Annotated in this window: 11 protein-coding genes; 7 read left to right on the plus strand and 4 right to left on the minus strand. The window is 72.6% G+C overall.

The genetic code is table 11. The features are described 5' to 3' along the window. Positions 1–118: 118 nt before the first annotated feature. Positions 119–847 carry a translation initiation factor IF-3 gene (gene infC / locus ACSMTC_RS07380; protein WP_436564613.1) on the minus strand — a complete coding sequence of 243 codons (729 nt, stop codon included), beginning with the start codon at positions 845–847 and terminating at the stop codon, positions 119–121. Between the two features lie 521 nt (positions 848–1368). Here infC and ACSMTC_RS07385 point away from each other — a divergent pair. Next, on the plus strand, positions 1369–1734 hold the full coding sequence (locus ACSMTC_RS07385; RefSeq protein ID WP_436558834.1) for a DUF1844 domain-containing protein: 366 nt from the start codon (positions 1369–1371) through the stop codon (positions 1732–1734). 129 nt (positions 1735–1863) lie between these two features. Here ACSMTC_RS07385 and ACSMTC_RS07390 read toward each other — a convergent pair whose 3' ends face one another. After that, entirely contained in the window at positions 1864–2610 is a 747-nt protein-coding gene (locus ACSMTC_RS07390) for an SseB family protein (RefSeq protein ID WP_436558835.1), read from the minus strand. Between the two features lie 179 nt (positions 2611–2789). Here ACSMTC_RS07390 and ACSMTC_RS07395 point away from each other — a divergent pair, with 179 nt between their 5' ends. Both ACSMTC_RS07395 and ACSMTC_RS07400 read left to right on the plus strand, forming a co-directional pair. Further along, positions 2790–4001 carry an amino acid deaminase/aldolase gene (locus tag ACSMTC_RS07395; RefSeq protein WP_436558836.1) on the plus strand — a complete coding sequence of 404 codons (1212 nt, stop codon included), beginning with the start codon at positions 2790–2792 and terminating at the stop codon, positions 3999–4001. A gap of 99 nt (positions 4002–4100) precedes the next feature. After that, the gene (locus ACSMTC_RS07400) at positions 4101–4490 is read left to right on the plus strand and encodes a hypothetical protein (protein WP_436558837.1); all 390 of its coding nucleotides are present in this window, start codon (positions 4101–4103) and stop codon (positions 4488–4490) included. 194 nt (positions 4491–4684) lie between these two features. Here the strand turns inward: ACSMTC_RS07400 and ACSMTC_RS07405 are convergent, their stop codons facing one another. Then, entirely contained in the window at positions 4685–5812 is a 1128-nt protein-coding gene (locus ACSMTC_RS07405; RefSeq protein ID WP_436558838.1) for a DUF2510 domain-containing protein, read from the minus strand. A gap of 189 nt (positions 5813–6001) precedes the next feature. Between ACSMTC_RS07405 and ACSMTC_RS07410 the strand changes: the two genes are divergently transcribed. The 4 genes from ACSMTC_RS07410 (at position 6002) to ACSMTC_RS07425 (ending at position 10629) form a co-directional block, all read left to right on the plus strand. Further along, a complete protein-coding gene (locus ACSMTC_RS07410; RefSeq protein WP_436558839.1) occupies positions 6002–6739 on the plus strand; it encodes a gamma-glutamyl-gamma-aminobutyrate hydrolase family protein in 738 nt (245 codons plus the stop codon). 168 nt (positions 6740–6907) lie between these two features. Further along, positions 6908–7942, plus strand: a complete 1035-nt coding sequence (locus tag ACSMTC_RS07415; protein ID WP_436558840.1) for a cation diffusion facilitator family transporter — start codon at positions 6908–6910, stop codon at positions 7940–7942. A gap of 531 nt (positions 7943–8473) precedes the next feature. After that, complete coding sequence (locus ACSMTC_RS07420; protein WP_436564614.1) at positions 8474–9376, plus strand: 5'-3' exonuclease; 903 nt, start codon at positions 8474–8476, stop codon at positions 9374–9376. A gap of 218 nt (positions 9377–9594) precedes the next feature. Beyond that, positions 9595–10629 (plus strand): sphingomyelin phosphodiesterase, encoded by a 1035-nt coding sequence (locus ACSMTC_RS07425; protein ID WP_436558841.1) that lies wholly within the window; start codon positions 9595–9597, stop codon positions 10627–10629. An 83-nt stretch (positions 10630–10712) separates the two neighbouring features. Here ACSMTC_RS07425 and ACSMTC_RS07430 read toward each other — a convergent pair whose 3' ends face one another. Beyond that, positions 10713–13580, minus strand: a complete 2868-nt coding sequence (locus tag ACSMTC_RS07430; RefSeq protein WP_436558842.1) for a DEAD/DEAH box helicase — start codon at positions 13578–13580, stop codon at positions 10713–10715. Between the last annotated feature and the right edge of the window lie 108 nt (positions 13581–13688).

The raw sequence follows: 13688 nt of genomic DNA on the forward strand, positions 1-13688 counted from the left end.
CCGCCCGCGCTCCGGGGAACGCGGGCGGTGAACTGGATGGATCACTGGCACGCAGGGCAGGCTGCCCCGGTACCTCGGTGGCCGGTCCGCCCGGACCGCCGTCAAGCCCTGGAGGGGCTCAGGCGTCCTTGGCGGCCTCGGCCGGCTGCTCGACCTCAGCGGTGACGTCCTCGGTCTCGACCGCAACGTCGTCAGCCGCCACGGCGGCGTCCTCGGCCTCGACCGCAACGTCGTCAGCCGCCACGGCGGCGTCGTCGTCCGGACCGGCGCTCCGGCCCAGACGCTCGGCCTTGCGGGCGTCCGCTGCGGCGCGGGCCTCGGCCATCGCCTCGGTCTTCTTCTTGTGCGGGCCAAGAACCATGATCATGTTACGGCCGTCCTGCTTGGCCGAGGACTCGACGAATCCCAGGTCCTGGACGTCGTTCGCGAGCCGCTGCAGCAGTCGGAAGCCCAGCTCGGGGCGGGACTGCTCACGACCGCGGAACATGATCGTGATCTTGACCTTGTCGCCCTGCTTGAGGAACCGGACGACGTGACCCTTCTTGGTGTCATAGTCGTGCGGGTCGATCTTCGGCCGGAGCTTCATCTCCTTGATGACCGTGTGCGCCTGGTTCTTGCGCGCCTCACGGGCCTTCATGGCCGACTCGTACTTGAACTTGCCATAGTCCATGAGCTTGCACACCGGCGGCCGAGCGGTCGCCGCGACCTCGACCAGGTCAAGGTCGTACTCCTGCGCAAGCTCCAGCGCCTTGGCAAGCGGCACGATGCCGACCTGCTCGCCGCTGGGACCGACGAGTCGCACCTCGGGGACGCGAATCCGGTCGTTGATGCGGGGCTCGGTGCTGATGGGGCCTCCTCGGTTGCACCTTCTGCGATGCGGCCGTCGGACGGCGGTCGCACGTAGTGGACTCGACCACTGGGCGGGGCTTCATTCGTGCTGCGCTGCTCTGTGGTGCAGGCACCGCGGCACGAAAAAAGCCCCGCTCGGTACACAGGCGGGGCTCCACACGACCGGGGGCGGCGTCCGTCTTCTGGACGGGCGCTGCGGCAATCACCGGACCTTGCGGCCGATGTCGCGGACCGGACCCTCCGACCCTTGAGCCGGACAGGTGGGAGACTTTCGCGGTTGCCCTCTCGGGCCTCCTGAAGTGGAGCCTCCACTTGCTGGCCGGGCAGTCCGTACGGCTGCCTGGCCGGTCAGTCTCGAAGCATACCAGCGTTTGGACCCCGACAGGTATTCCGCCCGCGGCCGGGGGTCGAGTCCATTGCGCTGGTCAGCGCCGCCGCGGCCCCTTGTACGCTCCCTGTGTACCCCTGAGTACCCCGACCGGTTACCGCAAGACCTTTTCCACGACGGAGTGAGCCCCCTTGAGCAGCCAGCCCCACGAGCACGACGAGGCCCTCGGCTTCGACGACCTCACCCGCGACATCGCCGAGGTCCCGGCCGTCGAGGTGATCACCACCGTCGCGGTGCACCTGATGAGCGCGGCCGCCGTCAAGTGCGGACTCGCCGAGGGCGGCGAGAAGGACAAGGACCTGGACGAGGCCCGCAAGCTGATCACCGCGCTGGCCGGTCTGGTCACCGCCGGGGCTCCCGAGATCAGCAACTTCCACGCCGCCCCGCTGCGCGACGGCCTGCGCTCGCTGCAGCTGGCCTTCCGCGAGGCGTCCCTGGTCCCGGACGCCCCGGGCTCGGGCCCGGGCGAGAAGTTCACCGGGCCCGTCTACAGCTGACGGCACCCGCCCGCGCCGGACGACACCCCGGGGGCGCGGGGGACCGCACGGCCAGGCGCCTTACACGGCTGCCGGGTCACGCGGTTCCCCGCGCCCCTGAGTGCTTCACGGGACCGATCGGCGGCCGCGTCACCCGCGGACGTACAGCGGCTCTCCGCCGGGTGCCTCCGCGGGCGGGAGGAGGGCCAGGTCGAGCCCCTGGTTGAGCCGGACCCGGAGCAGTGCGTCCCCGGCCAGCGCGGCGGCCAGCCGCTGCGCCGTCTCCTGCACCGGAGCGCCGGGGTCGAGGGCGAGCGCCAGCACCGCGTCGGTCCCGGCGGAGGGAGCCGAAGCGCGCAGCTCGGCACGGAGCACGGCGGGCTCGGCGGCGAGCAGCGCCCGGAGCGCCTCCCGGACCTCCGGGTCCTGGACGGGCGGCAGATACGGGCGGTTCTCCGCGACGGCCCGCAGCCGGGCACCGCCGAGCGGATAGCTGACCGGCCCTGCGGGGTCGATCAGCAGGGTGTCGGCACGCTCGGAGAAGGCGACCATGGCGGCCTGCGGGGCGGCGACCGGAGCCGGGCGGGCATCGGCCCGCCAGCGGGCCATGGTCTCCAGCGAGGTGAAGGCCGGCAGGGCGCGACGGCCGTCGGCGGCCTCGATCACCGGTACGGCCATGTCACTGGTCTTCTCGTGCTTGAGCCCGTTGGCGTCGGTCTCCACCTCGCCGAGCAGTGCGACGATCGGGACCATCAGCCGACTGGGCGTCAGGGCTTCGAGCAGTTCGGGCTCGGCGGCCCGGTCCTCGGCCCACGCGGCCAGCGCGGCGGTGAGGCGGGGATCGGCGGTGCCGTCGTCGTCGGCGAATCCGGGGTTCGGGATGTTCTTGCGGTCCACCCGCCGAGCCTATGCCACCTTACGGACCGGCCCCGCCGGACCACACCCGCCCGGCCAAAGGCGGCCCCCTGGGTCGTCCGCCCGACGACCTGGGCCGATCAGGCTTCCGGTACGGGACTCCAGTCGGGAAGCCTCCGACCCCTACCCAGTGGTAGGGGCGGTGTGGGACGCTGCCGCGCATGGTCCACCTCCTCGCCGCCGGGGCGGCCTCAGACCGGGCCCGCTACGACCGGGCCACCGCGCACCTCGACACGCCCTTGGCCATCGTCGATCTGGCCGCCTTCGACGCCAACGCCGCCGATCTGGTGCGCCGCGCGGGCGGGAAGCCGATCCGGGTGGCGAGCAAGTCGGTCCGCTGCCGGGCGCTGCTGGAGCGGGTGCTGGCGATGGAGGGCTTCGCCGGGATCATGAGCTTCACGCTGGCCGAGTCCCTCTGGCTGGCCCGGTCCGGGTTCGAGGACGTCCTGCTCGCCTACCCGTCGGCCGACCGCGCCAACTTCGCCCTGCTGACCAGTGATCCCGAACTGGCGGCCGCCGTGACGGTGGTCGTCGACGACCCCGCGCAGCTGGATCTGGTGGACGCCGCCCGTGCGGGCGGCGAGGAGGTCCGGGTCTGCCTGGAGCTGGACACCTCGCTGCACCTGCTGGGCGGCCGGATCCGGGTCGGCGCCCGGCGTTCGCCCCTGCGCACTCCTCAGGCGCTGGGTGCCTTCGCCGAACTGGTCCAGCGCCGGCCGGGTTTCCGGGTGGTGGGGCTGATGGCCTACGAGGGCCATGTCGCGGGCGTCGGCGACCGGATCCCGGGCCGGCCGATCCGTTCCGGGGCCGTTCGGCTGATGCAGGCGAAGGCGCGGACCGAGCTGGCCGAGCGCCGCGCCGCGACGGTGCGACGGCTGCGTCAGGTCGCGGAGCTCGAGTTCGTGAACGGCGGTGGCACCGGCAGCGTCGAGTCCACGGCGGCGGAGCGGGCAGTGACCGAGGTGGCCGCCGGTTCGGGCCTGTACCTGCCCCGGCTCTTCGACAACTACCGTTCCTTCCAAGGCCGTCCGGCCGCGCTCTTCGCCCAGCCGGTGGTCCGGCGGCCCGGGGTCGGGGTGGTGACGGTGCTCGGCGGCGGCTACCCGGCCTCCGGCGCGGCGGGGCCCGACCGCTCCCCCGTCCCGTACCTGCCCGAAGGGCTGGCCTACGACCCGCAGGAGGGCGCGGGCGAGGTACAGACCCCGCTGCTCGGCCCGGCGGCGGACGACCTGCTGATCGGTGACCGGGTCTGGTTCCGGCACGCCAAGGCGGGCGAACTGTGCGAGCGGTTCGACCGGTTGCACCTGGTGGAGGGCGACCGGGTGGTGCGCACCGTCCCGACGTACCGGGGCGAGGGGCAGACCTTCCTCTGAGCGGCGGGCCCGCGCGGGGGGATTCGGCCGGTGTTCCCCTGACAGCCCTCGACGGCTTGTCCTAGGCTGACGAGCACTCTGGGAGCGAGGGGGTGGCCGATGGAGACCGAGATCGCGGCGCTGGCGACGTCGGCGGGCACGACACTGGTCGGGCTGATGGCGACCGAGGCGTGGACTCAGGTCCGCGACCGCGTCGCGGCCCTGTTCGGGCGGGACCGTGCGGCGGAGGTCGCCGAGGAGCTGGACGAGGTCCGCGAGGACGTGCGGTCCACCGGGAACGGTACGGCCGCCGCCTCGGAGTGGGCGCGGCAACTGCGCCGGGCGCTCGCCGCCGACCCTGCGGCGGCCGACGAACTCCGCAGGCTGCTGGCCGAGTTCGGCCCGGCGGCGGAGTCCGGGTCGGTCCGGAACGTGATCACCGGCGGCACCTTCCACGGCCCCGTGGTGCAGACCGGCAACATCGACGGCCCGCTCGGCCCGAAGCTCTGAGCCGCCGGGCGGCTCACCGAGCCGGCCGAAGGGCGAGGTACGGCGGGCGAGGTGGGCACCGCGCCAGGCCCGGCATGGGCCGGCCACGCGTCCGCCGGAGCCGTCGGCCGCTCCCGGCGGGGCCGGGGAGCCCGGACGGCCGCGAAGCCGCCCGTCTCCCCCCCTGGAGGCGCCGCCCGACTACCGGGGCCGGCTCAGGTGCTGGTTCCGGTCGCCGGGCCGCTGCCGCCGGAGCCGCCGCTGAAGGCGGTGATACTGCTGACGATGGAGTCCATCTGGTCCACGGACGGGGCGTTGACGGCGATGTCGAAGCCGAGGTGGACCGAGACCAGGGACTTCCCGTTGCCACCGTTGCCGCCGGGGAAGACCACGGTCTCGACGTAGCCGTCGTTGCCCTGAGGGGCGGAGACCTTCCAGCGGACCAGGTAGCCGCTCTGCCCGTTCACCGTGACGGCCTCGGACTTCAGCTCCTGGTGCCCCTTGATCGTGCCGTAGGAGTCCTTGGCCGCGGCCGCGATGTCCTGCTGGGCGGCCGCCTTGGGGTCGGTACCGTCCACGCTGCCGGTGGTCACACCGCCGAGAGAGCAGGAGTTCTGGCCGTCCGCGCAGGCGTACGAGCCGGTGGTGAGCCCGGCGAAACCGTCGGAGGTGGTGCCACCGGTCCAGCCGGACGGGACCGGGATGCTGATCCCGTTGACCATGTCCACGGCGGTCTTGCTGGTCGACCCACCGCCGAGACCGCCGCCGAGACCACCGCCACCACCGAGGCCGCCGCCACCGCCAAGGCCTCCGCCACCGCCGCCACCGAGGCCGTTGCCGCCACCGTTGGAACCGCCGTTGGAGCCACCGCCGTTGCCCCCGGGCCCGCCGAATCCCGGACCGCCGTTCCCGCCGAAGCCGCCGCCGTGGTTGGCCCGGCCGGAGTAGGGTGCCGCGGTCGCGTGCGACCCGTGGTCCATGGCGAGGTAGGTGACGCCCGAGCCGACGGCCAGACCGGCGAGCGCGGCCACGGACGCGGCGATCACCACGGCCTTCGGCGGCTTCCTGCGGGTGCGCGGCGCACCGGTGCCGTACCCGGCCACGGCATCGGCCAGTGGCAGATCGGGGTAACGGACCGTCGGCTCACCGGACAGCACCTCGCCGACCAGCACCTGCTGCTCCGCCGAACCCGACGCGGAGGCGGCCTGCGGTCCCGTCGGGGTGGCGGGCGCCGGACGGGTGGCTGCCGTCCAGCCCATCCCGTCCCACCAGCGCTCGGGCCGGGGCTCACTGGCGGTGTCCTGCGGGTCCGGGTACCACCCGGCGGGAATCTGCTCGCTCACGCTGAAGAATCTAAACGGTTCCGGATAAGTGCGATATCAGCAGAGCGCCGATTCCGGGCTTTCCCGATGAGATTCCGATGAGAAATCGACGGACCGCCACGAACGGCATATCGGAGACCCTACCTCCAGGCACGCTCGGACAGCCGCGTATTGACTGCAGGTCAGCATCCGAAACGGGAGAATCCGGATATGACGACCAGACCCGTGATCGGAATCAGCACCCATCTCACCGAGGCGACCTGGGACAGCTGGGACCGGCAGCGCGCCGTCCTGCTGTCCGCCCGCTACCCCGCGATCGTCCAGGCCGCCGGTGGAATCGCTTTCCTACTCCCTCCCGACGCACCCCAGCGCGCCCCCGAGGCACTGACCCGCCTGGACGCACTGGTGGTCTCCGGCGGCCCCGACCTCCACCCCGCCTACTACGACGCCGAGCCGCACCCGAGGACCCGCGCGGTCACCCCCGAGCGCGACGCCTGGGAGCTCGCCCTGCTGCGCGCCGCCCTGGCCACCGGGCTGCCCCTGCTGGGCATCTGCCGGGGCATGCAGCTGCTGAACGTGGCCCTCGGCGGCACACTGATCCAGCATCTGGAACAGGGCGAGGCGCACCTGGGCAGCTCGAAGGGGTACGGGCGGCACGCCGTACGGCCGGTCGCGGGGACGCTGCTGGCCGGGCTGCTTCCGGAGCCCGAGGTGTCCGTCCCGACCTACCACCACCAGGCGGTGGACCGGCTCGGCGCCGGGCTGACCGTCTCCGCGTACGCCGAGGACGGCACCGTCGAGGCCGTCGAGGGCGGCGGGTTCACCCTCGGGGTGCAGTGGCACCCCGAGCAGGGCGAGGACCTGCGGGTGCTGCAGGCACTGGTGGGCGCCGCGGTGGTGGCCCGGGCCCAGGAGCGCTCCGCCGACCTGCTGCCGGTCCTGGAGTGACTTCGCCCACCACCCTCATCGACATCGCTGACCTGCGGAAACGCCGGCGCCAACGGGAACGACAACGGTCACCAGTGCAGCCTTTGGATCTTCCAACGATCTGGGGTTCACTTCGGGTGCGGGCCGACCGGCGGCCCATGGCTCATGAGCGTTCGGGAGAGGACATCGATGGCCGCGCACGATCACGACCACGACCACGCGCACGACCATGGCCACTCTCATGGCGGTCACGGCCACTCGCACGGCGTCGCCGCGGACGCCGACCGCCGCTGGCTGGTCAGCGCACTGACGCTGATCGTCGTCTTCATGGCGGCCGAGGTCGCGGTCGGCTTCGCCGCCAGGTCGCTGGCGCTGCTCTCGGACGCCGCCCACATGCTGACCGACGCCGCCTCGATCGTGCTGGCCCTGGTCGCCATGCGGCTCGCCGCCCGCCCGGCCCGGGGCGGATTCACCTACGGGCTCAAGCGCGCCGAAATCCTCTCGGCCCAGGCCAACGGCATCACCCTGCTGGTGCTCTCGGCCTGGCTGGGGTACGAGGCGATCAGGCGGCTGATCGCACCGCCCGAGGTGGCCGGTTCGCTGGTGCTGGCCACCGCGCTGGTCGGGATCGTGGTCAACATCGCGGCCGCCTGGTGCATGTCCAAGGCCAACCGCTCCTCGCTGAACGTCGAGGGCGCCTTCCAGCACGTGCTGACCGACCTGTACGCGTTCATCGCCACCGCGATCTCCGGTGCGGTGGTCCTGACCACCGGCTTCCGGCAGGCGGACGCCATCGCCTCGCTGATCGTGGTCGCGCTGATGCTGAAGGCGGGTGTCGGCCTGGTCCGCGACTCCGGCCGGATCTTCCTGGAGGCCGCGCCCGCCGGGATCGACCCGGACGCGATCGCCGACCAGCTGGTGGCCTCCCCCCAGGTCGAGGAGATCCACGACCTGCACATCTGGGAGATCACCTCCGGGCAGCCCGCCCTCTCCGCGCACATCCTGGTCACCCCGGGCGGCGACTGCCACGCGGTGCGCCGGGAACTCCAGCGCCGGCTGCGCGAGGACTACCGGATCACCCACGCCACCCTGCAGGTGGACCACGTCGGCGAGGACGCCTCGCAGGAACTGCTGCAGATCTCCCACGCCCCCGGCGCCGACCCGGCCGACCACTGCGCCGACTCGCACGGCCCGGTCCACCGCAGCGGCCCGCACGAGCACTGACCGGCCGCCCGGCGGCTCCGCCGCGGGGAGCGCCCGGAGGCGAGCGGGCGACCCCGCCCCGAGCCAAGGGGGTACCCCCGGCCGGAGGCTGGGGGCGGCGCGCCGGTGCCGCAGTACCGATATGCGGCTCCGCCGCGTGGGAGGAGAGAGGAAGCGACCGAGGAACGAGGGAGCGCGGGAACAGGGGGCACCTCCCAGCCGCCGGGCTGGGGGAGAACGTCGGCGCCGACCCCACCGTCGGCGGCTCCGCCGCGGGGAGCGCCCGGAGGCGAGCGGGCGACCCCGCCCCGAGCCAAGGGGGTACCCCCGGCCGGAGGCTGGGGGCGGCGCGCCGGTGCTGTAAGGGAGGAGAGAGGAAGCGACCGAGGAACGAGGGAGCGCGGGAACAGGGGGCACCTCCCAGCCGCCGGGCTGGGGGAGACTGTCGGCGCCGACCCCACCGATCGGCGGCTCTGCCGCGGGGAGCGCCCGGAGGCGAGCGGGCGACCAACACAGTGCGGCATCATCTGGAAGGTGACCGCACCGCGACTGATGCTGCTCGACACGGCGAGCCTCTATTTCCGTGCCTACTTCGGCGTACCCGAGTCGGTGAAGTCCCCGGACGGGCAGCCCGTGAACGCCGTCCGCGGGCTGCTCGACTTCATCGCCCGCCTGGTCCAGGACCACCACCCCGACCAGCTGGTCGCCTGCATGGACGCCGACTGGCGGCCGCAGTGGCGGGTGGACCTCATCCCCTCCTACAAGACCCACCGGGTGGCCGAGGCCGCCACCGAGGGCGAGGAGGAGATCCCGGACACCCTCGCACCGCAGGTGCCGGTGATCGAGCAGGTGCTGGACGCGCTCGGCATCGCCAGGATCGGCGTCCCCGGCTACGAGGCCGACGACGTGATCGGCACCCTCACCGCGCGCGCCACCGGCCCGGTGGAGATCGTCACCGGAGACCGCGACCTCTTCCAACTGGTGGACGACGCACGGGAGATCACCGTCCTCTACCCCGTGAAGGGGGTCGGCTCCGCACAGCGCACGGACGACGCGGTGCTGCTGGAGAAGTACGGCGTCACCGGCGCCTCGTACGCCGACCTCGCCGCGCTGCGGGGGGACCCGAGCGACGGGCTGCCGGGGGTGAAGGGGGTCGGCGAGAAGACGGCTTCCCAACTGCTGCGGGAGTACGGCGACTTGGCCGCCGTCCGGGCGGCGGCGCTGGACCCGTCCTCGCGGCTCACCCCGGCCCGGCGGAAGAACCTGCTGGAGGGTTCGGCCTACCTCGACGTCGCGCCGAAGGTGGTCCGGGTGGCGGCCGACGTACCGGTGCCGGACGTGGACGCCGCGCTGCCGCGCGAGCCGCTGGACCCGATGACGCTGGAGGAGCTCTCGGCCCGCTGGGGGCTGGGCGGCTCGCTGGAGCGGCTGCTCGGAGTACTGGCCGGCGCATGAGCCGGACCGGTGTGGTCGGGCGGCCCCCGGGGTAAGCCCGACCGCACCGCCGGGTGGCGGAAGTTGGTCATACACGTTTCCGCCACAGAATGATCCGTTGGCGTTCCCCCGGAGGTACTGAAACAGGTACGGCCGGATGGCTAGGGTCTGCCCCTGTCACACCCGCGGTCGCAACAGGCGTTCGCGGGCCCGGGGTTGTCCCACCCTCAGGAGAACGCATGATCTCGCGTCGTTCGGCCGCCGCCCTCACCTGTGTCGCCGCGGCGGCCACGCTGCTCGGCGGCACCGCCACCGCCCCGTCGGCGGCCGCCGCCACCGGCACCACCCTGTCGGTCTTCGCCTGGAACGTCGACCTCGGCACCGCGATCGTCGACAGCACGCAGAACGAGCAGGCGGCCAAGAGGACTCCTGTGATCGAGTCGATCATCCGCCAGCACAACGCCGACGTGGTGATCCTGGACGAGAACTTCAACAACTCCTCGACCGCCGACATCAACAGCAAGCTGGCCGACCTCTACCCGTACCGCACCCCGGTGGTCGGCCAGACCTGCTCGGGCGGCGGCTGGACCGGGATCAGCGGGAACTGCTCCGACTCCCTGTTCGTGATCAACGGCGGGACGATGATCCTCTCCAAGTACCCGATCACCGCCCAGTACGCGCACGTCTTCAGCAACTCCACCTACGGCACCTGGGACTACCACTCCAACAAGGGCGCGGCGCTGGTCCAGGTCGACAAGGGCGGGGTCAGGAGCTGGGTGGTCGGCACCCACCTGCAGGCGGACGAGTCGGACGTGTCCACCGACACCACCCAGTCCACCCGGCTCGGCCAGCTCGCCGAGATCCGCGCCTGGGTGGACGGCATCGTGGGCGGCTCGGCGCCCGTGCTGATCGGCGGGGACCTCAACGTCGAGTACTTCCACGGCCAGTCGCGCGGGGACTTCACCAACTCCCAGAACGCGGTGAACGGCGTCCTGGGCACCCCGGCCACCGACCCGAACCAGACCCTGACCACCATGGACTGCTCGGCCTCCGCCTGGTGCCAGTACATGGCGGGTGTGGAAACCTTCCCCAAGGACTACCGGGACGACCTGGACTACCTCGGCTACCTGAACGCGCCCGGCCGCCCGACCCCGGTCGCCCTGCCGAACATCAAGGTCGACTTCGACCCGCAGGCCGGCTGGAGCACCGGCCTGCTGGACACCAACGCGCCGAGCGACCACTACCCGGTCGAGGCCGCCTTCCAGCTGAACTGACACTCGGTCAGCCCGGGAACAGCTCGCCCGGGCCGGGGCGCGGGACTCCGCCCGATCGGCGGCGGAGCCCCGCGCCCCTTCGGCTAACCCACCGACGAGTACGCGATGATGCCGCGCCGCAGCGCGTCCACCGCCTTGCGGGCGGTGGCCCGCAGCTGGACGTCCTCGCCCGCCGCGTCCTGGATCTGGCTCAGCACGTCGATCAGCTGCTTGGTCCAGCGGACGAAGTCACCGGCCGGCATGTCGGCGTCGCGCAGCACCGAGTCCAGGTTGTGGCCGAGCGCCCAGCGGTAGGCGACCCAGGCGAAGCCGAAGTCCGGCTCGCGCTGGCCGACTCCCTCGGCGGTGCTGATCCGGTGCTGCTCCTCCAGGGCGTCCAGGTGGCCCCAGATGCGGACCATCCGGCCGAGCGCCTCCTTGGTGCCGCCCTCGGGCACCCGGGGGGCCATGGCGTCGTCGGACTGCCGGGCCTCGTAGACCAACGCCGAGGCGCAGGCGGCGAGTTCGGCGGCGCCGAGGTCCTTCCAGACACCCTCGCGGATGCACTCGGAGGCGAGCAGGTCGAGCTCTCCGTAGAGCCGGCCGAGGCGCTTGCCGTCCTCGGTGACGGTGTCGCCCTGGAGGTAGCCGAGGTCGGTGAGCAGACCGCAGACCCGGTCGAAGGTGCGGGCGATGGTGTGGGTACGGGAGCGCATCTTGCGCTCCAGGACCTCGGTGTCGCGGTGCAGGCGGTGGTAGCGCTCGGACCAGCGGGCGTGGTCCTCGCGCTCGTCGCAGCCGTGGCAGGGGTGCTGGCGCAGCGCCGCGCGCAGCCGGGCGATCTCGGGGTCGTCGGCGGCGGCCGCCCGGCCCTTGCGGTGGCGCTCGGGCTCCAGGTGGCCCGCCTTGGTGCGCAGGGCCGAGGCGAGGTCGCGGCGGGACTGCGGGCTGCGCGGGTTGAAGGACTTGGGGATGCGCAGCCGCTCGACGGCGCTCACCGGATACGGGAAGTCGATCATCGCCAGCCGCTTGACCTGGCGCTCGGCGGTGAGCACCACCGGGCGGGGTCCGTCCTGGTAGTCCGGGTGGCGGGACACCCGCGCGGAGCGGCTGACCGGGGGCAGCCCCGGGTCCAGGACCAGGGCGAGGCCGGCGAACTTGCCGGTGGGGACGTGGATGACGTCCCCCGGCTTGAGGCGCTCGATCGCCTCGACGGCGGCGGCGCGGCGCTGGCTGGTGCCTTCGCGGGCGAGTTCGTTCTCGCGCTCCTTGAGGGTGCGGCGCAGGCCCATGTACTCGTCGAAGTCGCCGAGGTGACAGGTCATCGCCTCGCGGTAGCCGTCCAGGCCCTCCTCGTTGCGCTGGACCTGGCGGGCGATGCCGACCACCGAGCGGTCCGCCTGGAACTGGGCGAAGGAGGTCTCCAGGAGCTCGCGCGAGCGGTGCCGCCCGAACTGGCCGACCAGGTTGACGGCCATGTTGTAGGAGGGGCGGAAGGAGGACTTCAGCGGGTAGGTACGGGTGCCCGCGAGGCCGGCCAGTGCCTCCGGGTCGAGACCGCGCTGCCAGAGCACCACCGCGTGGCCCTCGACGTCGATGCCGCGGCGCCCGGCGCGGCCGGTGAGCTGGGTGTACTCGCCGGGGGTGATGTCGGCGTGGGTCTCGCCGTTCCACTTGACCAGCTTCTCCATGACCACCGAGCGGGCGGGCATGTTGATGCCGAGCGCCAGGGTCTCGGTGGCGAAGACCGCCTTGACCAGGCCCTTGACGAAGAGTTCCTCGACGACCTCCTTGAACCTCGGCAGCATGCCGGCGTGGTGGGCGGCGACTCCGCGCTCCAGGCCGTCCAGCCACTCGAAGTAGCCGAGGACGTGCAGGTCCTCGTCGGGGATGTCGGCGCAGCGCTCCTCGACGATCTCGCGCACCTGAGCGCGCTCGCCGTCGCGGTTGAGGCGCAGTCCGGAGGCGAGGCACTGGCTGACGGCGGCCTCGCAGCCGGCCCGGCTGAAGATGAAGGTGATGGCGGGCAGCAGGCCCTCGGAGTCCAGCCGGTCGATGACGTCCACCCGGCCAGGGGTCCAGATCCGGCCGGGGCGGCCGTTCGGCATGGAGCGGCCGCGGCCTCTGCCGAAGCGGTCGCGGGGGTTGCGGTCCAGTTCGGAGCGGGCGAGGCGGACGAGTTCGGGGTTGACGGCCTTGCCCGGGTTGCGCAGGCTCTCCTTGGGGCGGCCGTCGCGGTCGGGGTTGGCGAACAGGTCGTACATCCGGTTGCCGGCCATGACGTGCTGCCAGAGCGGCACGGGGCGGTGCTCGGAGACGATGACCTTGGTGCCGCCGCGCACGGTGTCCAGCCAGTCGCCGAACTCCTCGGCGTTGGAGACGGTCGCCGAGAGCGAGACCAGGGTGACGGAGTCGGGGAGGTGGATGATCACCTCTTCCCAGACGGCGCCGCGGAAGCGGTCGGCGAGGTAGTGCACCTCGTCCATGACCACGTAGCCGAGGCCGTCGAGGGTCTGCGAGCCCGCGTAGAGCATGTTGCGCAGCACCTCGGTGGTCATCACCACGATCGGTGCGTCGCCGTTGACGGTGTTGTCGCCGGTGAGCAGGCCGACCTTGGCGGCGCCGTAGCGCTTGACCAGGTCGGTGAACTTCTGGTTCGACAGCGCCTTGATCGGCGTGGTGTAGAAGCACTTGCGCCCGGCCCGCAGGGCCAGGTGGACCGCGAACTCGCCGACGATGGTCTTGCCGGAGCCGGTGGGGGCGGCGACCAGTACCCCGGCGCCCGCCTCCAGTGCTTCGCAGGCCTCGATCTGGAAGGGGTCGAGCGGGAAGTCGTACAGCTGCTGGAACCCGTGGAGGGCGGTCGCCTCCTCCTCGGCGCGGCGGCGGGAGGCCGCGTACGCCTCGGCGGGGCTGAGCTGCTCGGCACCGGAGGTCCGTGGCTCCGGGTGCGGGGGCATGGCGCTGGTCATCGGCGTCACCTCTTCTTCCCGTGGGACTGCTTCGTCCCGTAGGGCCGGTGGGGCCCGTACGGGCGGGACGGGGGCGCAGACGGCGACGCCTGCGGCTGCGGGGCCTGG

The organism is Kitasatospora sp. HPM-01-4 (genome assembly GCF_051374625.1).
GTDB lineage: Bacteria > Actinomycetota > Actinomycetes > Streptomycetales > Streptomycetaceae > Kitasatospora.

Excerpts from the sequence above, each read along its gene's own strand:
- ACSMTC_RS07395 (WP_436558836.1), top strand. The coding sequence starts at position 2,790 with ATGGTCCACCTCCTCGCCGCCGGGGCGGCCTCAGACCGGGCCCGCTAC.
- ACSMTC_RS07400 (WP_436558837.1), top strand. The coding sequence starts at position 4,101 with ATGGAGACCGAGATCGCGGCGCTGGCGACGTCGGCGGGCACGACACTG.
- ACSMTC_RS07410 (WP_436558839.1), top strand. The coding sequence starts at position 6,002 with ATGACGACCAGACCCGTGATCGGAATCAGCACCCATCTCACCGAGGCG.
- ACSMTC_RS07415 (WP_436558840.1), top strand. The coding sequence starts at position 6,908 with ATGGCCGCGCACGATCACGACCACGACCACGCGCACGACCATGGCCAC.
- ACSMTC_RS07420 (WP_436564614.1), top strand. The coding sequence starts at position 8,474 with ATGCTGCTCGACACGGCGAGCCTCTATTTCCGTGCCTACTTCGGCGTA.
- ACSMTC_RS07425 (WP_436558841.1), top strand. The coding sequence starts at position 9,595 with ATGATCTCGCGTCGTTCGGCCGCCGCCCTCACCTGTGTCGCCGCGGCG.
- ACSMTC_RS07430 (WP_436558842.1), bottom strand. The coding sequence starts at position 13,580 with ATGACCAGCGCCATGCCCCCGCACCCGGAGCCACGGACCTCCGGTGCC.